This window comes from Aquabacterium sp., from assembly GCF_021768455.1.
In the GTDB taxonomy this organism is placed as follows: domain Bacteria; phylum Pseudomonadota; class Gammaproteobacteria; order Burkholderiales; family Burkholderiaceae_C; genus Aquabacterium.
In genome coordinates this window covers 1-18,797 of record NZ_JAIZVX010000035.1, presented here as the reverse complement: position 1 = coordinate 18,797, position 18,797 = coordinate 1, and the positions used below count along the sequence as shown (strand labels likewise).

The 18,797-nt window shown below is 65.5% G+C and carries 17 protein-coding genes and 1 pseudogene; 5 read left to right on the top strand and 13 right to left on the bottom strand.

The genetic code is table 11. The features are described from left to right. Nucleotides 1-22 precede the first annotated feature (22 nt). The gene (gene mfd, locus QZ994_RS06925; RefSeq protein ID WP_290870123.1) at nucleotides 23-3,547 is read right to left on the bottom strand and encodes a transcription-repair coupling factor; all 3,525 of its coding nucleotides are present in this window, start codon (nucleotides 3,545-3,547) and stop codon (nucleotides 23-25) included. A 154-nt stretch (nucleotides 3,548-3,701) separates the two neighbouring features. On the opposite strand from mfd, the gene ispD reads away from it, so the two are divergent. Next, nucleotides 3,702-4,469: a 2-C-methyl-D-erythritol 4-phosphate cytidylyltransferase gene (gene ispD, locus QZ994_RS06920; RefSeq protein ID WP_290870119.1), complete on the top strand. Its 768-nt coding sequence runs from the start codon at nucleotides 3,702-3,704 to the stop codon at nucleotides 4,467-4,469. Nucleotides 4,470-4,502: 33 nt separating this feature from the next. Here ispD and QZ994_RS06915 read toward each other — a convergent pair whose 3' ends face one another. From QZ994_RS06915 to QZ994_RS06890, 6 genes are all read right to left on the bottom strand, one after another. Further along, on the bottom strand, nucleotides 4,503-6,101 hold the full coding sequence (locus tag QZ994_RS06915) for a methyl-accepting chemotaxis protein (RefSeq protein ID WP_290870116.1): 1,599 nt from the start codon (nucleotides 6,099-6,101) through the stop codon (nucleotides 4,503-4,505). Continuing rightward, entirely contained in the window at nucleotides 6,098-6,712 is a 615-nt protein-coding gene (locus QZ994_RS06910; RefSeq protein WP_290870112.1) for an SCO family protein, read from the bottom strand. Before QZ994_RS06910 ends, QZ994_RS06915 begins: the two co-directional genes overlap by 4 nt. Further along, nucleotides 6,709-7,062: a cytochrome c gene (locus tag QZ994_RS06905; RefSeq protein WP_290870109.1), complete on the bottom strand. Its 354-nt coding sequence runs from the start codon at nucleotides 7,060-7,062 to the stop codon at nucleotides 6,709-6,711. Before QZ994_RS06905 ends, QZ994_RS06910 begins: the two co-directional genes overlap by 4 nt. 9 nt (nucleotides 7,063-7,071) lie before the next feature. Then, a complete protein-coding gene (locus QZ994_RS06900) occupies nucleotides 7,072-7,380 on the bottom strand; it encodes a plastocyanin/azurin family copper-binding protein (RefSeq protein ID WP_290870106.1) in 309 nt (102 codons plus the stop codon). 30 nt (nucleotides 7,381-7,410) lie between these two features. Then, on the bottom strand, nucleotides 7,411-8,430 hold the full coding sequence (locus QZ994_RS06895) for a cytochrome c peroxidase (RefSeq protein WP_290870103.1): 1,020 nt from the start codon (nucleotides 8,428-8,430) through the stop codon (nucleotides 7,411-7,413). 142 nt (nucleotides 8,431-8,572) lie between these two features. Beyond that, nucleotides 8,573-9,775, bottom strand: coding sequence for an ammonium transporter (locus tag QZ994_RS06890; protein WP_290870100.1), 1,203 nt, complete (start codon nucleotides 9,773-9,775; stop codon nucleotides 8,573-8,575). A gap of 295 nt (nucleotides 9,776-10,070) precedes the next feature. On the opposite strand from QZ994_RS06890, the gene ispF reads away from it, so the two are divergent. Beyond that, on the top strand, nucleotides 10,071-10,559 hold the full coding sequence (gene ispF / locus QZ994_RS06885) for a 2-C-methyl-D-erythritol 2,4-cyclodiphosphate synthase (RefSeq protein ID WP_290870097.1): 489 nt from the start codon (nucleotides 10,071-10,073) through the stop codon (nucleotides 10,557-10,559). 9 nt (nucleotides 10,560-10,568) lie between these two features. Here ispF and QZ994_RS06880 read toward each other — a convergent pair whose 3' ends face one another. Together QZ994_RS06880 and ompR are read right to left on the bottom strand one after the other, a co-directional pair. Then, nucleotides 10,569-11,897, bottom strand: coding sequence for a sensor histidine kinase (locus tag QZ994_RS06880; RefSeq protein ID WP_290870094.1), 1,329 nt, complete (start codon nucleotides 11,895-11,897; stop codon nucleotides 10,569-10,571). 3 nt (nucleotides 11,898-11,900) lie between these two features. After that, entirely contained in the window at nucleotides 11,901-12,638 is a 738-nt protein-coding gene (ompR, locus tag QZ994_RS06875) for a two-component system response regulator OmpR (protein WP_290870091.1), read from the bottom strand. Nucleotides 12,639-12,887: 249 nt separating this feature from the next. Here ompR and QZ994_RS06870 point away from each other — a divergent pair, with 249 nt between their 5' ends. After that, nucleotides 12,888-13,637 carry an SIMPL domain-containing protein gene (locus QZ994_RS06870; RefSeq protein WP_290870088.1) on the top strand — a complete coding sequence of 250 codons (750 nt, stop codon included), beginning with the start codon at nucleotides 12,888-12,890 and terminating at the stop codon, nucleotides 13,635-13,637. Here the strand turns inward: QZ994_RS06870 and QZ994_RS06865 are convergent, their stop codons facing one another. The 3 genes from QZ994_RS06865 to phaP all read right to left on the bottom strand — a co-directional run bounded on the left by QZ994_RS06865 (nucleotide 13,638) and on the right by phaP (nucleotide 15,947). Further along, nucleotides 13,638-14,429, bottom strand: coding sequence for an arginyltransferase (locus QZ994_RS06865; RefSeq protein ID WP_290870085.1), 792 nt, complete (start codon nucleotides 14,427-14,429; stop codon nucleotides 13,638-13,640). It lies immediately after the preceding gene. Then, complete coding sequence (gene aat / locus QZ994_RS06860) at nucleotides 14,426-15,163, bottom strand: leucyl/phenylalanyl-tRNA--protein transferase (protein WP_290870082.1); 738 nt, start codon at nucleotides 15,161-15,163, stop codon at nucleotides 14,426-14,428. The genes QZ994_RS06865 and aat overlap by 4 nt, the downstream gene beginning before the upstream one ends. Nucleotides 15,164-15,392: 229 nt before the next feature. Continuing rightward, nucleotides 15,393-15,947 carry a TIGR01841 family phasin gene (gene phaP / locus QZ994_RS06855; protein WP_290870079.1) on the bottom strand — a complete coding sequence of 185 codons (555 nt, stop codon included), beginning with the start codon at nucleotides 15,945-15,947 and terminating at the stop codon, nucleotides 15,393-15,395. Nucleotides 15,948-16,225: 278 nt separating this feature from the next. On the opposite strand from phaP, the gene ppa reads away from it, so the two are divergent. Further along, nucleotides 16,226-16,762, top strand: coding sequence for an inorganic diphosphatase (gene ppa / locus QZ994_RS06850; protein WP_290870076.1), 537 nt, complete (start codon nucleotides 16,226-16,228; stop codon nucleotides 16,760-16,762). A 109-nt stretch (nucleotides 16,763-16,871) separates the two neighbouring features. Here the strand turns inward: ppa and QZ994_RS06845 are convergent, their stop codons facing one another. Continuing rightward, on the bottom strand, nucleotides 16,872-18,182 hold the full coding sequence (locus QZ994_RS06845) for an aspartate aminotransferase family protein (RefSeq protein ID WP_290870073.1): 1,311 nt from the start codon (nucleotides 18,180-18,182) through the stop codon (nucleotides 16,872-16,874). Between the two features lie 322 nt (nucleotides 18,183-18,504). On the opposite strand from QZ994_RS06845, the pseudogene QZ994_RS06840 reads away from it, so the two are divergent. Next, nucleotides 18,505-18,797 (top strand): annotated as a pseudogene (locus tag QZ994_RS06840) (isocitrate lyase); the annotation flags it as partial.

The following is an 18,797-nucleotide window of genomic DNA, read 5'->3' as shown; positions in this document are numbered from 1 at the left end:
GCCTGTGATCAGGCCTTGATCTTCAGGCCTTGATCGGCTGTCCCAGTGCCTTCAGCAGGCCGCGCACGTACTCGGCGCGGTCCTTCGGGTCGCTCAGGGCCTTTTCGATGCGCAGCTTGTCGTTGCCGGCCAGCTTGATGTGCTTGTTCTTCTGCACCAGCTCGATGATGCGCAGCGGCTCCACCGGTGGGTTGGGTCGGAAGGTCACGTTGATGATGCCCGGTGCGGCGTCGATCTTGATCACGCCATAGGGCTTGGCCAGCACGCGCAGCTTGTGCGTGTCGAACAGGGCCTGGGCCTGCGGCGGCAGCTTGCCGAAGCGGTCCACGATCTCTTCCAGCATGGTCTCGATCTTGTCGAGCGAGTCGGTCGTGGCCAGGCGCTTGTAGAGGCTCAGGCGCACGTGCACGTCGCCGCAGTAGGCATCGGGCAGCAGGGCCGGGGCGTGCAGGTTGATGTCGGTGTTCGCGCCGAACATGCCCAGTGGCGAGAGCAGGTCCGGCTCCTTGCCCGCCTTCAGTGAACGCACGGCCTCGCCCAGCATCTCGTTGTAGAGCTGAAAGCCCACTTCCATCATGTTGCCGCTCTGGTTGTCGCCCAGCACCTCGCCCGCGCCGCGGATCTCCAGGTCGTGCATGGCCAGGTAGAAGCCACTGCCCAGCTCTTCCATGTTCTGGATGGCGTCCAGGCGCTGCGCGGCCTGCTTGGTCAGCCCCTCCACATCGGGCACCAGCAGGTAGGCGTAGGCCTGGTGGTGGGAGCGGCCCACGCGGCCACGCAACTGGTGCAGCTGGGCCAGGCCGAACTTGTCGGCGCGGCTCATCACGATGGTGTTGGCGCTCGGCACGTCGATGCCGGTCTCGATGATGGTCGAGCACAGCAGCACGTTGTGGCGCTGGGCCACGAAGTCGCGCATCACGTGCTCCAGTTCGCGCTCGGGCATCTGGCCGTGGGCGATGGCGATGCGCGCCTCGGGGATCAGCTCCATCAGCTTGTCGCGCCGGTTCTCGATCGTCTCCACCTCGTTGTGCAGGAAGTAGACCTGGCCGCCGCGCTTCAATTCGCGCAGGATGGCCTCGCGGATCACGCTGCTGGTTTCGCTGCGCACAAAAGTCTTGATGGCCAGGCGGCGCTGGGGCGCGGTGGCGATCACGCTCAGGTCGCGCAGGCCTTCCATGGCCATGCCCAGCGTGCGGGGGATGGGGGTGGCGGTCAGCGTCAGCACGTCGATGTCGGCGCGCATGGCCTTGATGGCCTCCTTGTGGCGCACACCGAAGCGGTGCTCTTCGTCGATGATCAAGAGCCCCAGGCGCTTGAACTTCACCGAGTCGCTCAGCAGCTTGTGCGTGCCGATGACGATGTCGATCGTGCCGTCTTCCAGGCCCTGCATCGCGGCCTTGATCTCCTTGGCCGAGCGGAAGCGGGACATCTCCGCCACCTTCACCGGCCACTGTGAGAAGCGGTCCGAGATGTTCTGGTAGTGCTGCTCGGCCAGCAGCGTGGTGGGTGCCAGCAGCACGACCTGCTTGCCGCCGGTCACGGCCACAAAGGCCGCACGCAAGGCCACCTCGGTCTTGCCAAAGCCCACGTCACCGCAGACCAGGCGGTCCATCGGGCGTGGGCTGATCATGTCCTGGATGACGGCGTGGATGGCCGCACGCTGGTCGGCGGTCTCCTCGAAGCCGAAGCTGGCGGCAAAGGCCTCGTAGTCCTGTGCGCTGAAGCGGAAGGCAAAGCCCTCTCGCGCGGCGCGGCGCGCGTAGAGGTTGAGCAGCTCGGCGGCGGTGTCGCGCACCTGCTCGGCGGCCTTGCGCTTGGCCTTGTCCCACTGGGGTGATCCCAGGCGGTGCAGCGGTGCCTCGTCGGCGCTCACGCCGGTGTAGCGGCTGATCAGGTGCAGCTGGCTCACCGGCACATAGAGCGTGGCCTTGTCGGCGTACTCCAGGTGCAGGAACTCGCTGGGCCCTTCGCCCAGGTCCAGGTTGATCAGGCCCTGGTAGCGGCCGATGCCGTGGTTGCTGTGCACCACCGGGTCGCCCACATTGAGCTCGCTCAGGTCCTTGATGAGGGAGTCGAGGTCGGTGGCCTGCGCGGCCTTGCGGCGCCGGCGCGTGGCCGGGGTGGCATCGAACAGCTCGGTCTCGGTGACCAGGTGGATGGCCTGGCCCTGTTGGCCCTGCCGTCCTTCGTTCAGCCAGATGAAGCCGGCCGCCAGGGGCGCGGCCGTGATGGCATGGCGGTGGTCGCTGTCCAAGAAGGCCTGCAGCGAGTCGACGCTGGGCAGCTGGATGCGGTGGTCGCGCAGCAGCTCCATCAGGCTTTCGCGGCGGCCGGCGCTTTCGGCCACCACCAGCACGCGGGCCTGGGCCTGATCCGTCTTGCCGATGTGCTGCTCCAGCTTGCGCAGCGGATCCTGGCCACCGCGCTCCACCGTCAGGTCGGGCAGGGGGCGGGCCCAGGGTGTGGTTTCTGGCGCGCTGCCATCGGCCGGGATGGTCACCTTGGCGCGCAGCACCAATTGGGCATGGGTGTTGGCCAGGGTGAAGAAGTCTTCCACCTTCAGGAAGAGCTCTTCCGGCGGCAGCAGCGGCCGCTCTGGGTCGTGCTGCAGGAAGCGGTGGCGTTCCTTCGTTTCGGTCCAGAAGCGGCTGATCGCCTCGTTCACGTCGCCATGCAGCACCAGGCTGGCCTGCTCGCCGATGTGGGCAAACAGGGTCGATGTCTCTTCAAAGAACAGGGGCAGGTAGTACTCGATGCCGCCGCTGGCCACGCCGCTGCCCATGTCCTTGTAGAGGCGGGATTTGGTCGGGTCGCCCTCGATGCGTTCGCGCCAGCGCTTGCGGAAGCTGGTGCGTGCCTCCTCGTCCATCGGGAACTCGCGGCCGGGCAGCAGGCGCACCTCGGGCACGGGGTAGAGGCTGCGTTGCGAGTCGGGGTCGAAGGTGCGGATGGAGTCGATCTCGTCACCGAAGAGGTCGACCCGGTAGGGCACCAGAGAGCCCATGGGGAACAGGTCGATCAACCCGCCGCGCACGGCGTACTCCCCGGGCGAGACCACCTGGCTCACGTGCGTGTAGCCGGCCAGCGTCAGCTGTGATTTCAGCGCCCCTTCGTCGAGCTTTTGCTTCTGCTTGAAATGGAAGGTGTAGGCCGCCAGGAAGGAGGGCGGCGACAGGCGCGTCAGTGCGGTCGTGGCGGGCAGCAGCACCACGTCCACACCGGTGTCTGCTTTCACGCCTTGCTGCATGCGCCACAGCGTGGCCAGGCGCTCCGAGATCAGATCCTGGTGCGGCGAGAACGTGTCGTAGGGCAAGGTCTCCCAGTCCGGGAAGATGGCGCAGCGCAGGTCGGGCACGAAGAAGCCGATCTCGTCCATCAGGCGCTGGGCATCGGCCGGGTCGGCCGTCATCACCGCGGTCAACTGGCCCTGGGCCTTGCGGGCCGCAGCAAAGTGCGCCAGCAGCAGGGCGTCGCCCGAGCCCGCAGGGCGGGGCAGCACATGGCGTTTGCCGGGGGCGATCGATGGCAGGGGCAGGGCAGGGATCATGGCGCGCAACAATGGCAAATCGCCCGGGCACAAGGGTGGCCGGGCGTGAACAATGGATCGTTGTGGATTCTAAGAGCCTGCGCCCGCCCTCTGCCGCCGTGGGGCCGGCAGAGCGGCGACAATCTCGCCCCATCTCCCTTCACCGTCATCACCCTTGTCTCTCACCTACGCTGCACCCGGTTTCCAGCCCCGTTGTTTCGCCCTCGTGCCTTGTGCGGGCGTGGGCGAGCGCGCCCAGGTGGGCGGGCCCAAGCAATACCACCCCGTGGCCGGGCAGGCCGTGGTGGCCCACACCTTGCGGGCCCTGATGGCCGTGCCTCGGCTGTCCGCCACGCTGGTGGTGCTCTCGCCGGGCGATGCGCAGTTCGAATCGCATGCCCCCTTCTTTGAGGGCGACACGGCCTGGGTCGCCCGAGTGGGCGGCGCCTCGCGTGCCGAAAGCGTGCTCAACGGCCTGCACGAACTGCTGGCCCGTGGCGCCCAGCCCCACGACTGGGTGCTGGTGCACGATGCCGCACGCTGCCTGATCCGGCCCGAATGGGTTGGTGCGCTCATTGCGGCCTGTGAAGACGACGAGGTCGGCGGCCTGCTGGCCTTGCCCCTGGCCGACACCTTGAAGGCCGCGGTGATGCGGCCCGCGGGTGAGGGCCATGGTCCGGCCACCCCCCGCGTGAGCGCCACCATCGACCGAGCCGCCAAATGGGCCGCCCAGACCCCGCAAATGTTCCGCCTCGGTCTGCTGCGCCCGGCGCTCATGGCCGCCTTGGGGGATGAAGCCAGCGCCGCCGGCATCACCGACGAGGCCAGCGCCATCGAGGCCCTGGGTCACCAGCCCCGCCTAGTCACCGGTTCTTTCGAGAATTTCAAGCTGACCTGGCCGGACGACTTCGCCCTCGCCGAGCGCCTGCTGCGCAGCGTCTGAAGGCTGTTGCCCCAGGCAGGCCTCGCCCAGGCGTCACCGCAGCCTGAAGATCCCCACGGCTGCAGCCAGGTGTCGGGTTTCGGACTGCAGTGTTTCGGCCGCGCCGCTGGTTTGCTGCACCAATTCGGCGTTGCGATGGGTGTCATCGTCCAGACCGACCACGGCGTGGTTCACCTGGTTCACGCCCTGGGTCTGCTGGTCACTGATGGCGCTGATGCATTCGATGAGTGCGCTGACTTTCTCAACCTTCGCAATCAGGCTGCCCATGGTCTCGCCCGCTTCGCTGACCAGGTTGCGACCGACGTCCACTTTTTCCACACTGGCCTGAATCAGGGTCTTGATCTCGCGTGCTGCCGTGGCGCTTCGCTGGGCCAGGGCCCGCACTTCGCTGGCCACCACCGCGAAGCCACGGCCCTGCTCGCCAGCGCGTGCTGCTTCCACGGCGGCATTCAGCGCCAGGATGTTGGTCTGGAAGGCGATGCCATCGATCACGCCGATGATGTCGACGATCTTGCCCGAGGCAGTCGAGATGTCTTGCATGTTCGACACCACCTGCGACACCACCGTGCCGCTGCGTGACACGTCGTCGGAGGTTTCGGTCACCAGCCGGTGTGCCGATTTGGCCGAATCCGAGGACTCTCTGAAGCTGGCTGACAGCTGCTCCACCGCCGACGAAGTACTCTGCAGCGACTGACTGGCCCGCGCGGTCCGGGCGCTCAAATCGGCATTGCCGCTGCTGATGTCCTGGCTGGTGGCTTCGATCTGCTGCACCGTGTCCAGGATGCGCTGCACCAGGCCCCCGAGCTGGGCCTGCATTCGCGTCATCGCGTCAAGCAACTGGCCGATTTCGTCGTCCCGCTCGATGCGGACGTGGCCGCTCAGGTCACCCTTGGCCACCTGGGTTGCCAGCGTCACGGCCTCGGCGATCGGGCCCGTGATGCTGCGTGTCAGGCGCCATGTCAGGAGGCCCGAGAGCAGCATGGCCCCCAGCAAGGCACAGCCACCCAGGGCCAGCGAGGTGTGCAGCCTTTCGGCCGATGCGCGTTCTTGTGTCGCGAGGTTGGTCAGTTGCAGCGCCTGGGCGCGCTTGATCGTGTCCGACAGAGCCAGCATCTTGCCTTGCAGCTCCCGGTCGAAAAGGGCTTTCGCTTGCGCCGTCTTTTTGGCCTGGTGCAAGCGAGAGAACTTGACCAGCGTCACCAGGATGCCGCTGCTGTGCGTGCCCAACTCTTCGCTCAGTCGCTGGCTGTCCGGGTTGCCGCGCTGGAGTTCGGCTTGCAGCAGTTCGATTTGCTCGCCGATGTGGCTGCGACCCTGGCTGATGCGTTCCAGTGCAGCGGCACTGCCCGCCTCATCGGTCGCGAGGATGGCGTCACGTGCCGCCAGGTTCACGGCATTGACCTCGTTGCCAATGTCCTGCAGCCGTGTGAGGTGGGGCACGCTGTGATCCAGCACCAGGGCAAACTGCGCATGTTGCTGCCAAAGCTGCAAGCCCCCTGCTGTGCTCAGGCCGATCATCAACAGGCCCATCGCCGCGAAGGCCATCGCCATGCGAGCGCCGATGCGTCGGCTGAAGCGGGCACGCAGCCCGGACCACCATGCTGTGCGGCGCGGTGTTTGCGTTGTGGTCATGTCCGTCCCTTTTGCCAGGCTGTGTTCGCATCAAAGAACTGTTGCGCCTTGGTCAGGTCTTGGGCCAGCAGTGCCGGTGGGGTACTGACTTTGTAGGCTCGCATTGGTCGCAGCTCCGGTCCCAGAAGGAACCAGCGCGCGCTGTGCGCCAGCTCCTTCCCGCCCTGTTCCACACCGATCCCGTATCGACGGGCGGCTTCGTCGATCTGCGTCGGCGTGCCGGTCAGACCGATGGCCTGCGGGCCAAAGCCCGCAACGTAGGCCTTGAGCGCAGCGGGATCGTCGCTCAGTGGGTCCAGCGTCACGAACACCACACGCGGAGGGCGCCGCATGCCCATGTTCGCCACCACGGCCTGCCATTGAGCCAGGGCAATCGGGCAGCTTTGGCTGCACCGTGTGAAACCGAAGAACACGATCACGGCCTCACCCTTGAGCTGCTGCAGCCGAAAGGGCTTGCCATGCTGGTCGATCAGGTCCAGCGGGCCGCCCAGGCCCGGCAAGGGCGCTTCGCCATGCTGCAGGGCAGGCTCCCTGGGTGTGATCTGGGCGCGCAGCCCCACGGCCGCTGTCGACAGCAGCAAGCCGATCAGTGCACGGCGTTCCGGCCTCATGGTGCGTGCGCCTTCAGGGTGCCCACGTAGGCCACCACCGCCCTGATCTCGTCTTGGCTCAGTTCGGATTCCCAGACGGGCATGTTGCTTGAGCGCCCCACGGCCTCACCGCCCTTGCGGACAATGGCGGCGCGGGCGTCGTCGTCCAGCTTGCTGGCTCGCAGGTTGGCGGGGGGCGGCCGCATGATGCGTGCGAGGTCCGAGCGGCCGTCGGCGTTCACGCCGTGGCACACCACACAGCGGCTGCGAAAGATGTGCTCCCCTTGTTGCAAGAGAGGATCTGCCCAGGACGCACCAGCGTGAAAGAGCAGGGCCAGCAGGGCGAGGCCGCGCAAGGTCATGAATGCCATGGCACGGGCTCAAGGCTTGACGTTGATCAGCATCTTCATTTCGGGGTGGATGGCGCACTCGATCTCGTACTGTCCAGCCTTGGTGAACGTCACAGATTTGGCTTGTCCCTGGGGATAGGTCCCCAGGTCGAACTGCATCGGGTCGCTCAGCGTGAAAATGTTGTGTGCAAAGGGGTCGTCATTGCGGAAGGCGACCTTGTCCCCCACTTTGATGGCCAGGCTGGCGACCGAGAAGGCCTTGCCTTTCTGGGCAACGGTGTGGTCGGCCGCCATGGCAAGAGCAGGGCAGAAGAACAGCAGGGCAAGGAGGTGTTTCATGGCTGAATCCTGGCAAGAGAGGGCAGTCGGTCAGTAGGGCAGTTGTGGCAGGACCACGCGCATGGGGTCGCCGGTGAGGCTCTTCATGAAGGCCACGAGGTCCTGCTTTTCCTGGGTCGTGAGGTTCAGCGCCTGCATGTTCGGGCTCAAATTGGTCTTCGTATCGCCGCCGCGGTCGTAGTGGTCGATGACCTCTTCCAGCGTGCGGTAGATGCCGTTGTGCATGTAGGGCGCGGTCAGTTCCACGTCACGCAAGGTGGGTGTCTTGAAGGCCCCCTTGAGCACTTTGATCTTGCGGTGTGCGAAGCGGCCTTCGTCCTCGGTGTCGCCAAGCGAGCGAACCCCGATGTTGTGGAAGCCGTTGTCCGTGAAATTGAAGCCCTGGTGGCATTTGGCGCAGGCGGCCTTGTTCTGGAAAAGCTCGAAGCCTCGCTTGACCGATTCGTTCACCGCGCGCTGGTCACCCTTGCGCCAGCGGTCGAAAGGCGAGGTGGTCGACACAATCGTGCGCTCGAAGCTTGCAAGCGCTTTGCCCACGGTTTGCTTGGTGATGCCCTCGCCAGGGTAGGCTTTCTCGAAGAGAGCCAGGTAGCCGTTGATGGCGCCAAGTCTCTTGGGCAGTTCGTCCAGGGGCAGGTTCATTTCACCCACGGCCTCGATCGGCCCCAGAGCCTGCTCTTCCAGGTTGGGTTTGCGACCGTCCCACATCAGCAAGGGCTGGTAGACCGTGTTCAGGATGGTCGGGGTCGCGCGGCCGAGTCGCTTGAAATCATGGCCGAAGCCGGTGGGGAGTCCGTCCGACCAACCCATGGCCGGGTTGTGGCAACTGGCACAACTCAGGAAGCCTGAACCGGACAGCCGGGGCTCGAAAAACAGAACCTTGCCCAGGTGCACCCGGTCTGGATTCGGAACGTTGTCCGGTGGTGCAGGCACTTCTGCAGGGCGCAGCCAGGGATCGGTGCCGGGCGCCGTTGAGGGTGACCCGGCGAGTACGCCGAGCGTGGTGGCCATCGTCACCGCGGCGGCGAAGATGCGTGCAAGGGTGTTCAAGCGCAGCGTCATACCGAACCTTGTCCATGGAGTTGGCAAGGTCATCGGTCGACATCAGCGGTGGCTTGAGCGCCAAAAACGCGCAAAAGTGAAAATGTGCGGATTCTTGCGCACGCATCACAACGATGGCGTCACCGGGGCATCACCACGAGGTTTCGTGATCCGGCGTGGCCTTGATGCGGTGGATCGACAGGTCGGCGCCCTCGAACTCTTCTTCCTGCGTCAGACGCAGGCCCATCAGCTTGTGGATCAGGCCGTAGACGATGCCGCCCGTCAGCAGCGCGAAGACCACCACCAGCAGGGTGCCCAGCAGTTGGGTGCCCAGGTTCACGCCACCGGCCCCACCCAGGCCCGTCTGCCCGAAGATGCCCGCAGCGATGCCACCCCAGGCGCCACACAGGCCGTGCAGCGGCCAGACGCCCAGCACGTCATCGATCTTCCACTTGTTCTGAACCAGGGTGAACATGGTCACGAAAATGGCACCGGCCAGGCCGCCCACCACCAGCGCGCCAGCCGGATGGAAGATGTCGGAGCCCGCGCACACGGCCACCAGACCGGCCAGAGGGCCGTTGTAGGCAAAGCCAGGGTCGTTCTTGCCCATCAGCACGGCCACCAGGGTGCCGCCCACCAGGGCCATCAGCGAGTTCACCGCCACGAGGCCCGAGATCTTGTCGATCGTCTGGGCGCTCATCACGTTGAAGCCGAACCAGCCCACGGCCAGGATCCACGAACCCAGCGCCAGGAATGGGATGCTCGAAGGCGGGTGGGCCGACATCTCGCCGTTCTTGCGATAACGGTTGCGGCGCGCGCCCAGGATCAGCACCGCCGGCAGCGCGATCCAGCCGCCAAAGGCGTGCACGACCACCGAGCCGGCAAAGTCATGCAGTTGTCCGCCGGTGACCGCCTGCAGCCAGTCCTCGAAGCCGAACTTGTTGGCCCACACCGCACCCTCCACGAGCGGGTAGAAGACGCCCACGATCACGGCCGTGGCCAGCAATTGCGGCCCGAACTTGGCCCGTTCCGCGATGCCACCGGAAATGATGGCCGGGATGGCGGCGGCAAAGGTCAGGAGGAAGAAGAACTTCACCAGGGCGTAGCCATTGTTGGCCGCCAGGGTGCCGGCGCCGGCAAAGAAGTCCACGCCATAGGCCACGGTGTAGCCCACAAAGAAGTAGGCGATGGTCGAGACACAGAAGTCCACCAGGATCTTGACCAGGGCGTTGACCTGGTTCTTGTGGCGCACTGTGCCGAGTTCGAGGAAGGCGAAGCCCGCGTGCATCGCCAGCACCATCACGGCGCCCAGGAGGATGAAGAGCGCATCAGCGCCTTGTTTGAGTTGGTCCATGCTGCAAAGTCCAGAAAGAACGTGGCGGCGCACCGCCTTGGGGTGATTGCGCCGCCTTGGGTCGCGACGCACCAAATGAAAGCAATTTGCATGCCCGCTATTGGGGCGATATTTGACGGTGGGCGCCGAAATGGCCTCCATCGTGCGCGCCGTGTTGGTGCATTGCAGACGTGGGTGGTGCCGATGTCGGTGGCGTGTCCCAACTCGGTGCGGGCTGTGCCTGTTGGCGCGGTCTGCGGGCGTGGCGTGCTTGCAGCGACAATCCCCCCATGGCGCAACCCTCTCACCGCACACCATGAACCCACCCGCACTGCGCGTCGGCGAAGGCTGGGACACCCACGCCCTCGTCACCGGTCGTCCGCTCATCCTGGGCGGCGTCACCATCCCGCACACCCACGGCCTGCTGGGGCACTCCGACGCCGATGCCCTGCTTCACGCCCTTACCGACGCCCTGCTGGGCGCCGCCGGCCTGGGCGACATCGGCCGGCATTTTCCGGACACCGACCCGCAGTTCAAGGGCGCCGACTCGGTCGTGCTTCTCCAGGAGGCGGCGCGCCGCGTGGGTGCAGCCGGCTGGGGCATCTGCAATGTCGACACCACCATCGTGGCCCAGGCACCGAAGATGGCCCCACACATCCCCGCCATGCGCGAACGCATCGCCGCGGCCCTGGGCCTGGCGTCGGATCAGGTCAATGTGAAGGCCAAGACGGCCGAAAAAATGGGCCCGGTGGGCGAGGGCCGGGCCATCGAGGCCCGCGCCGTCTGCCTGCTTTACAAGCGCTGAGCCGGGGGCTCAGGGCGCCCGCTTTAGCTTGATGTGGGCGATCAGCCCGCCGCCGGGCGCATTCGCCAGCTCGAAGCCGCCGCCCATGCGCTGCAGGGCCTTGTCCACGATGGCCAGGCCCAGGCCGGCACCCGTGGCCGCCGTGCGTGCTGCGTCACCGCGGAAGAACGGCGTGGTCAGCTGCGAGAGCTTCTCCGGTGCCACACCCGGGCCGTGGTCGCGCACGCTCAGGATCACCCACGCGCCCGAGCGCATGTAGCTCACGTCCACGTTCGTCACGCCCGTGTAGGTGTTGCGGCCATAGCGTCGCGCGTTCTCGAACAGGTTGGTCAGCACCCGGCCGAGTTCGGTCTCGTCGGCCATGACCTTGGTGTCGATGGGCAACTTGGCGGTGATGCGGATGCGCTTGGTGTCCCGGAACTGGCTGATGGATTTGTCGACCACGCTCGAGACGTGCACCGGCATCAACTCGACCGCACCCGGGCGGGCGTAGTCCATGAACTTGTCGATGATGGCGTCGAGCTGGTCGATGTCGGCCGCGATGTTGCGCTTGGCCTCCTCGTCCACCACGCTCATTTCGGCCTCTAGGCGCAGGCGGGCCAGCGGCGTGCGCAGGTCGTGGCTGATGCCGGCGAGCATCACGGCGCGGTCTTCTTCCACCTTGGCCAGTTCGCGCGCCATGCGGTTGAAGCCCTGGTTCACCTCGCGGATCTCGCGGGTGATCATGCTTTCGTCGAGCACCGAGTCGTACTCGCCTTCGCGGATGCGGCTGGCCGCGAACGACAACTCCCGCAGCGGCTGGTTGATCAGCCTGGCAATCACGACCGAGCCCATCAGGGTGGCCGCCAGGGCGATGCCCACCCAGATGAACCAGGTGCGCCCCGTGAGCGGCCCGACGCGGTTGTTGTCCGCCTGCAGCCAGTAGTTGTCCCGCTCGATCTGGAAGCCCACCCACAGGCCAGGCTTGCCGTTCACGCTGCTGGCGACCACCGTGGTGGGCCCCAGGCGCGAGCGCAGTTCCTGCCCGATGGCCCGCGTGAAGCGGTCGACCTCGTAGGGCGCGAACCGGTCGGTCGGCTCGCGGGGCTTCAGCACGATCGACTCTTGGTCGAACAGCGTCTTGATCAGCGTGACACGGTTGATCGCGTCGGCGTAGCGCAAGGCGGCCCGCGACAGGTTCACCAGGCTGGCCACCTGCTGGGAGGCCTGCACGGCGCGGGGTTCAAATTCCAGGGCCTTGAAGGTTTGCACCCAGGCGACGATGCCGGCCGTCAACAGCAGGGCCAGCAGGATGAAGGTTCGCCAGAACAGGCTCAGTGCAAAACGCTTGCGGGCCATGCATCAGGCCCCGCCGTCCGGCACGAAAACGTAGCCCACGCCCCAGACGGTCTGGATGTAGCGTGGCTGGGCCGGATCGGGCTCGATCATCTTGCGCAGGCGCGAGATCTGCACATCGAGGCTGCGGTCGAAGGGTTCGAACTCGCGTCCGCGGGCCAGTTGGGCCAGCTTGTCGCGGCTCAGCGGTTGGCGAGGGTGGCGCACCAGGGCCTTGAGCATCGAGAACTCGCCCGTGGTCAGGGCGATGGGCTCACCTTCCTTGCTCAACCGGCGCAGGGCCAGGTCGAACTCGAAGGGGCCGAAGGTCACGGTCTGTGCGTCTTTGGCGGGGGCCCCTGGTGCTTCCTGGGCTGGGCGCCGGCGCAAAACAGCATGGATGCGCGCCAGCAGTTCGCGCGGGTTGAAGGGCTTGGGCAGGTAGTCGTCGGCACCCACTTCCAGGCCCACGATGCGGTCCACGTCTTCCACCTTAGCGGTCAGCATGATGATGGGCGTGACGTCGTTGGCGGCGCGCAGGCGGCGGCAGATGGACAGGCCGTCTTCGCCGGGCAGCATCAGGTCCAGCACGATGAGGTCCACGGTTTCGCGGGTCAGCAGGCGGTTGAGGGCCTTGGCGTCTTCCGCCAGCAGCACCTCGAATCCCTCCTGGCTCAGGTAGCGGCGGAGCAGATCCCGGATGCGGGCGTCGTCGTCGACCACGAGCACGCGGTCGGGACGCTGGGTGTTGGGCGTCGAGCTCATCTCTGCTGTCCTTTGTATTTGTAACAGAGGCAGATTGTGGCCAGTTTATGCGTGGCCAAACGCTGCCTCTGACCGGCTGTTACAAATATTGCGACCCGGGGCGATGCGCGTCAAGCGCCTTGGGCATAGGGCCTGTTGCGTGCCTCCATGCGGCCCTGCGGGTTGATCCGGGTGCATCGGGCGGCAGGGCGTGTCGTCCAGCCGGGTGGTCGCGGCGTTGAGGTTCCATCCCATCATGCAAGGAGCCCCATGCGCCGCCTCCCGATCGCCCGTTCTGCCGCCTTCCCCCTGGTCAGCCGCGCCCTGGCGCTGTCGCTGGCGCTTCCCCTGGCCTGGGGCGCGCAAGCCGCTCAGGCCGAGCCTGCCCGCCAGAACGTGGTCAGCTTTCAGGCGAGCGCCACCCAGGAGCTCACCCAGGACCTCATGGTCATCACGCTGCAGGCCACCCGCGAAGGCAGCCAGGCGGCCGAGGTGCAGTCTGGCCTCAAGCAGCAGCTGGAAGCGGCCCTGGCCGAGGCGCGCAAGACCGCCCAGCCGGGCGCCATGGAGGTCCGTACGGGCAGCTTTTCCGTTCAGCCGCGCTACCAGAGCAATGGACGAGTCAATGGCTGGCAGGGCAGTGCCCAGTTGGTGCTGGAAGGCACCGACATCGCCCGGATCAGCCAGGCCGCAGGCAAGCTCAGCCAGCTCCAGGTGGTGGGGGTGTCCTATGGCCTCTCCAGGGCTCTGCGCGAGCAGAAAGAAGCCGAACTGACCCAGCAGGCCATTGCGCGCTTCAAGGCCCGTGCGGAGCAGGTGGCCAGTGGCTTTGGGTTCAAGTCATGGGGGCTGGGGGAGATTTCGGTGTCGTCCACCGAACCGGGCTTCGAAGGGCGCCCTCCCATGCTCATGGCCGTGCGTGCCAAGGGCATCGAGATGGCCGACGCCCCTTTGCCCGTTGAGCCAGGCAAAGGCCTGTTGCAGGTCACTGTGAGTGGGCAGGTGGTGCTGGCGCCTTGATCAGGCGTCGGACTCAGGCCAGGGCGTGTTCGCCGGGCTGGTGCCGGCCTCGCGGAGGCGATCTCGCCATTGCCCGCCCTGAAGCACCTGGTGCGGCAGGAACTGCGCCTTGTAGGCCATTTTGGGGCTCTCGGCGATCCAGTAGCCCAGATAGAGGTAGGGCAGGCCGAGTTGCCTGGCTTGCCGGATCTGCCACAGCACGTTGTAGGTGCCGTAGCTCACCCGTGCTTCGGGCTCATAGAAGGTGTAGACCGCCGACAGCCCGTCGTTGAGGATGTCCAGGATGGACACCATCTTCAGCCTGCCCTGTTCTTCGCCGGGCAGGGCCGGTTCGCGGAACTCGACGAGGCGCGAGTTCACGCGGCTCTGCAGCAGGAACTGGGTGTACTGGTCGACCGAGTCGTGGTCCATGCCGCCGCCCTTGTGGCGACCGGCCTGGTAGCGCAGGTAGAGCTGGTAGTGCTCGGGGGTGAAACACAGGCGCAGCACACGGGCCTCGAGGTGCTCGTGGGCTTTCCACGCTCGCTTCTGGCTGCGTGTGGGTTCGAAGTTTGCCGCGGGAATGCGCAGAGGCACACAGGCCTGGCAGCCGTCGCAATGGGGGCGGTAGGTGAACATGCCGCTTCGGCGGAAACCATTGGCGACCAGGCCCGAATACACATCGGCATTGATCAGATGGCTGGGCGTCGCCACCTGCGAGCGCGCAACCTTGTCATCCAGGTAGCTGCAAGGGTAGGGGGCCGTGGCGTAGAACTGCAGAGACGCCAGCGGCAGGTCTTTGAGGTGCGTCATGCCAAGCCGTCCAGTGCTGCCCAATCCGAATCATCATAGGACCATTCCGTCGGCGGCGAGGCGTCGATCACCCCCCGCAAATGGGCCTCGAAACGCGCGCGTGGCCAGGGCCTTGCACCCAAAGAGGCCAGGTGGGCCGTCTGCTGCTGGCAGTCGATCACGTCGATGCCGTGGCGGCGGCAGAAACACACCAGTGCCGCCAAGGCGATCTTCGATGCATCGGTCTGTCGCGCGAACATCGATTCACCGTAAAACATGCGGCCCACGCTGACCCCGTAGAGGCCACCCGCGAGCCGGCCATGGACCCAGGTCTCGAAGGAGTGCACCCGCCCCTGGGCGTGCCACTGTTGGTAGGTTTTCTGGATGTCGGAGACGATCCAGGTGCCGTCCTGCCCCTCTCTCGGCGTGTTGGCACAGGCCCGGATGACGTCCGTGAAGGCGGAGTCCACCCGCACTTCGCAGCCGGGCGTGCGCCGGAACTTCTGGATGGTCTTGCGCAACGAGCGGGACAGCTTGAAGTCGGCCACCGGTAGCACCATGCGCGGGTCCGTGCTCCACCACAGCACCGGCTGGCCAGGGCTGAACCAGGGGAAGATGCCCCGCCGGTAGGCCTGTTCGAGGCGCGTGGTGCTGAGTTCCCCGCCCGCAGCCAGCAGGCCTGGTGCGTCAGAGTTCTCCCCCAGGGCCTGCGCCGTGTCGGGGAAGGGGGCATCGGATTCGAGCCAGGGGATCATGGACGGACAGGGTCAACTCAGCATAAAAAAAGCCCGATGGCGAACCACCGGGCTTGAAAGGTACCTTAGAAAAGGTTCATGGGGTACCGAGGAGACAACCTTTCAGGGAGTGCCGCTTGTCCAGAGCGGCTCTACTGAGAGTCGCCTTCTGGTCAGTGGTTCACTCTCCGAGGCCCTGGGACTGCAAATTTTTGTAAGCAGCTCTCCTGGCCTCGTTCGCCTGGATTGATCAAGCAGCCTTGCGCGACTTGCTGGTGGCAGCCTGGGTGGCCTTCACGGCGGTGTTGGTGATGGCCTGGAAGTTGGCTTCGGCGACGTCGGCGGCTTGCTTGGCGGCCTTTTGGACGCTGTCGAAAGCGTTGTTGGCAGCGGCGACAGCCGACTTGACCAGCACGACGGCGTTTTCGGTGCCAGCCGGTGCGTTCTTCACGGCGGTGTCCACCACAGACACGAACTTCTTCTGAGCTTCTGCCACTTGGGTTTCGGCCAGCTTGCTGACTTCAGCGCTGGTCGACGAAGCGATGTCGTACAGGTGACGGCCGTAGGCAGCGGCCTTTTCAGCCGAAGGCTGCAACAGGCTGGCTTGCAGGGCCAGCAGCTCTTGGGCGTCCTTGACCGACAGCAGGGCCTTGGTGTGTTCGGAGACTTCTTCCAGCGAGGTCTTGGCAACCTGCAGGTTCAGTTCAACCATCTTTTCCACGCCTTCGAAAGCCTTTTGGCCCAGTTCGAAGAAGGTGGCGAGGTTGGCCTTTTGGGTGGCGAGCAGTTGTTCAGCGGTCGACATGTGGATCTCCTAAGCGTTGATGGGTTGGTGTTGCGGTAGGTGAGGCCAATGCGCTCTGGCTATCTGCCTTTGCTGCGCTGCAACATGACTTCAGTATCAGCCAAGCGAAGCGCGATTGCAAGCACATTTTTGTGCGCCGCAACATGCGCAGGCGGGATTGTCGAAAAGTTGACAGTCGCCTGTGTCAGGCTGACGCACCAAGTCGGGCGCCAGGGCAGGGCGGCCATCCCCTACACTTGCGCTCTTCCCGAATCTTCAACCTTGTGATCGAGTCCATCATGAGTCTGCTCAACGTTCCCGCCGGTGCCAAGGCACCCGATGCCTTCAACGTCATCATCGAAATCCCGGCCAACGCCGATCCGATCAAGTACGAGATCGACCATGAAACCGGCGCCGTTTTCGTGGACCGCTTCATGGGCACGGCCATGCACTACCCCTGCAACTACGGCTACGTGCCGCAGACCATCGCCGCCGACGGCGACCCCTGCGACGTGCTGGTGGTCACCCCCTTCCCCCTGCAACCCGGCGTGGTCATTCCCTGCCGTCCGCTGGGCATCCTGAAGATGGAAGACGAAGCCGGTGGCGACTCCAAGATCGTGGCCGTGCCGACCGAGAAGATCTGCGCCATGTACAAGGGCATCCAGAAGATGGAAGACCTGCCCGAGCTGCTGATCGCCCAGATCAAGCACTTCTTCGAGCACTACAAGGATCTGGAACCCGGCAAGTGGGTGAAGGTCGTGGGCTGGGAAGGCATCGACGCCGCCAAGGCCGAAGTCGTGACCGGCCTGGCTGCTTTCGCCAAGCAAGGTCACTGATCACCCGCCTGGCTGTGGCGCCCTGAGCGGTGCCGAAGCCGTGCGCATCATGCAAGCCGCCGCACCGTGAGGTGTCGGCGGTTTTTTCATGGGCAGACGTGGCCTGGCGTCATTCGATCGTTGGGATGACGCGTTTCAGGGTGTCCACGATCTGGTGGATCTGCGCGTCGCTCACGATCAGCGGCGGCGCGATGGCGATGTTGTCGCCAGCGGCCCGCAGCAGCACGCCGGCCTCGAAGCATTTCAGGAAGACCTCGAACGCACGTCGCCCTGGCGCAGCACCAGGGCGCGGCGCGAATTCGATGGCCGCCACCAGGCCTGTGTTGCGGATGTCGACGATGTGCGGCAGCCCTTTCAGGCTGTGGGCGGCGGCTTCCAGCGTGGGCTGCATGCGCAGGCCCCGTGTCAGGAGGTCTTCCTCCGCGTAGGTGTCCAGCGTGGCCAGGGCGGCGGCGCAGGCCAGGGGGTGGCCCGAATAGGTGTAGCCGTGCGGCAATTCGATGCCTGTGGGCGCGGCCGCCATGAAGGCGTCGTGGATGCCCTGTTTCACGAACACCGCACCCATCGGCACAGCGCCATTGGTGATGCCCTTGGCTGCGGTGATCATGTCCGGCGTCACGCCATAGGCCTGGGCGGCAAACGGTGCGCCCAGTCGCCCGAAGCCGGTGATCACCTCGTCGAAGATCAGCAGGATGCCGTGCTTGTCACACAGCGCGCGCAGGCGTTGCAGGTAGCCTTTGGGGGGCAGCAACACCCCGGTGGAGCCAGCCATGGGCTCAACGATCACGGCCGCGATGGTCGAGGCATCGTGCAGCGCGACCAACCGTTCCAGGTCGTCCGCCAATTCGGCGCCGTGTTCCGGCTGCCCTTTGGTGAAGGCATTGCGAGACAGGTCGTGGGTGTGACGCAGGTGGTCCACCCCCGAGAGGCTGGAGCCGAACATCTTGCGGTTCGGGCCCATGCCGCCAAGGGCTGTGCCCGCGAAGTTCACGCCGTGGTAGCCCCGCTCCCGCCCGATCAGCCGGGTGCGCTGGGCCTCGCCACGCACCCGGTGGTAAGCCAGGGCGATCTTGAGCGCCGTGTCCACCGACTCCGAGCCCGAGTTGGTGAAAAAGACGCGGTTCAGGCCCTCTGGCGCCAGGCGCTGCAGCCGGTCGGCCAACTCGAAGGCCAGTGGATGCCCCATCTGGAAGGGCGGTGCGAAATCCATCTCGGCGGCCTGCCTGGCGATGGCTTCTGCAATGCGGGGGCGCGAATGGCCAGCGTTCACGCACCACAGGCCGGAGGTGCCATCCAGCACTTCGCGCCCCTCGGGCGTCCAGTAGTGCATGTCCTTGGCGCGAGACAGGAGGCGAGGCGCCTGCTTGAAGTCCTGGTTGGCGGTGAAGGGCATCCAGAACGCATCGAAGTGGGAGGTCATTGGTGGGCCTTGTCTGTCCGGTTGGTGAGGCTGCGTGGGCAGGCGGGATGTCTTCATCTTGCCTTGACTGGGTGTCAATGTGCGCGCAAGGGGCGCGCGCTGGCAGGGGGCTTGTCCGGATCGGGGCGGCTTGCTGAAAGGCTGTGGCGCAACCTGTCTCTTTTTTGCATCATGCGAGAGCATGCCATCTTCCCTGGTGTGCGCCCCGCGAATGAAGGGATATGTCTTATATAAGACATAAGTCTTTGCCGCGGAGCCCAAAACGCGCTAGACTGAACTCGTTTTCAAGCACCACCCATCAACACCTCTCCCGGAGATCGTCATGACGAAACTCACCCGTGAACAGCAAATCGCTGCCCTGGAAAAAGACTGGGCCGAAAACCCCCGTTGGAAGCTCGTGAAGCGCGGCTACTCCGCTGCCGACGTCGTCCGTCTGCGCGGCAGCATGCAGCCCGAGTACACCCTCGCCAAGATGGGTGCCGAGAAGCTGTGGGAGAAGGTCAACGGCGGCGCCAAGAAGGGCTACGTCAACGCCTTCGGCGCCATCACCGCCGGTCAGGCCATGCAGCAGGCCAAGGCTGGTCTGGAAGCCGTGTACCTGTCGGGCTGGCAGGT

Bases quoted from the DNA above. Each gene is read 5' to 3' on its own strand.
- mfd (WP_290870123.1), bottom strand. From the start codon at position 3,547: ATGATCCCTGCCCTGCCCCTGCCATCGATCGCCCCCGGCAAACGCCAT.
- QZ994_RS06915 (WP_290870116.1), bottom strand. From the start codon at position 6,101: ATGACCACAACGCAAACACCGCGCCGCACAGCATGGTGGTCCGGGCTG.
- QZ994_RS06910 (WP_290870112.1), bottom strand. From the start codon at position 6,712: ATGAGGCCGGAACGCCGTGCACTGATCGGCTTGCTGCTGTCGACAGCG.
- QZ994_RS06905 (WP_290870109.1), bottom strand. From the start codon at position 7,062: ATGGCATTCATGACCTTGCGCGGCCTCGCCCTGCTGGCCCTGCTCTTT.
- QZ994_RS06900 (WP_290870106.1), bottom strand. From the start codon at position 7,380: ATGAAACACCTCCTTGCCCTGCTGTTCTTCTGCCCTGCTCTTGCCATG.
- QZ994_RS06890 (WP_290870100.1), bottom strand. From the start codon at position 9,775: ATGGACCAACTCAAACAAGGCGCTGATGCGCTCTTCATCCTCCTGGGC.
- ispF (WP_290870097.1), top strand. From the start codon at position 10,071: ATGAACCCACCCGCACTGCGCGTCGGCGAAGGCTGGGACACCCACGCC.
- QZ994_RS06880 (WP_290870094.1), bottom strand. From the start codon at position 11,897: ATGGCCCGCAAGCGTTTTGCACTGAGCCTGTTCTGGCGAACCTTCATC.
- ompR (WP_290870091.1), bottom strand. From the start codon at position 12,638: ATGAGCTCGACGCCCAACACCCAGCGTCCCGACCGCGTGCTCGTGGTC.
- QZ994_RS06870 (WP_290870088.1), top strand. From the start codon at position 12,888: ATGCGCCGCCTCCCGATCGCCCGTTCTGCCGCCTTCCCCCTGGTCAGC.
- QZ994_RS06865 (WP_290870085.1), bottom strand. From the start codon at position 14,429: ATGACGCACCTCAAAGACCTGCCGCTGGCGTCTCTGCAGTTCTACGCC.
- aat (WP_290870082.1), bottom strand. From the start codon at position 15,163: ATGATCCCCTGGCTCGAATCCGATGCCCCCTTCCCCGACACGGCGCAG.
- phaP (WP_290870079.1), bottom strand. From the start codon at position 15,947: ATGTCGACCGCTGAACAACTGCTCGCCACCCAAAAGGCCAACCTCGCC.
- ppa (WP_290870076.1), top strand. From the start codon at position 16,226: ATGAGTCTGCTCAACGTTCCCGCCGGTGCCAAGGCACCCGATGCCTTC.
- QZ994_RS06845 (WP_290870073.1), bottom strand. From the start codon at position 18,182: ATGACCTCCCACTTCGATGCGTTCTGGATGCCCTTCACCGCCAACCAG.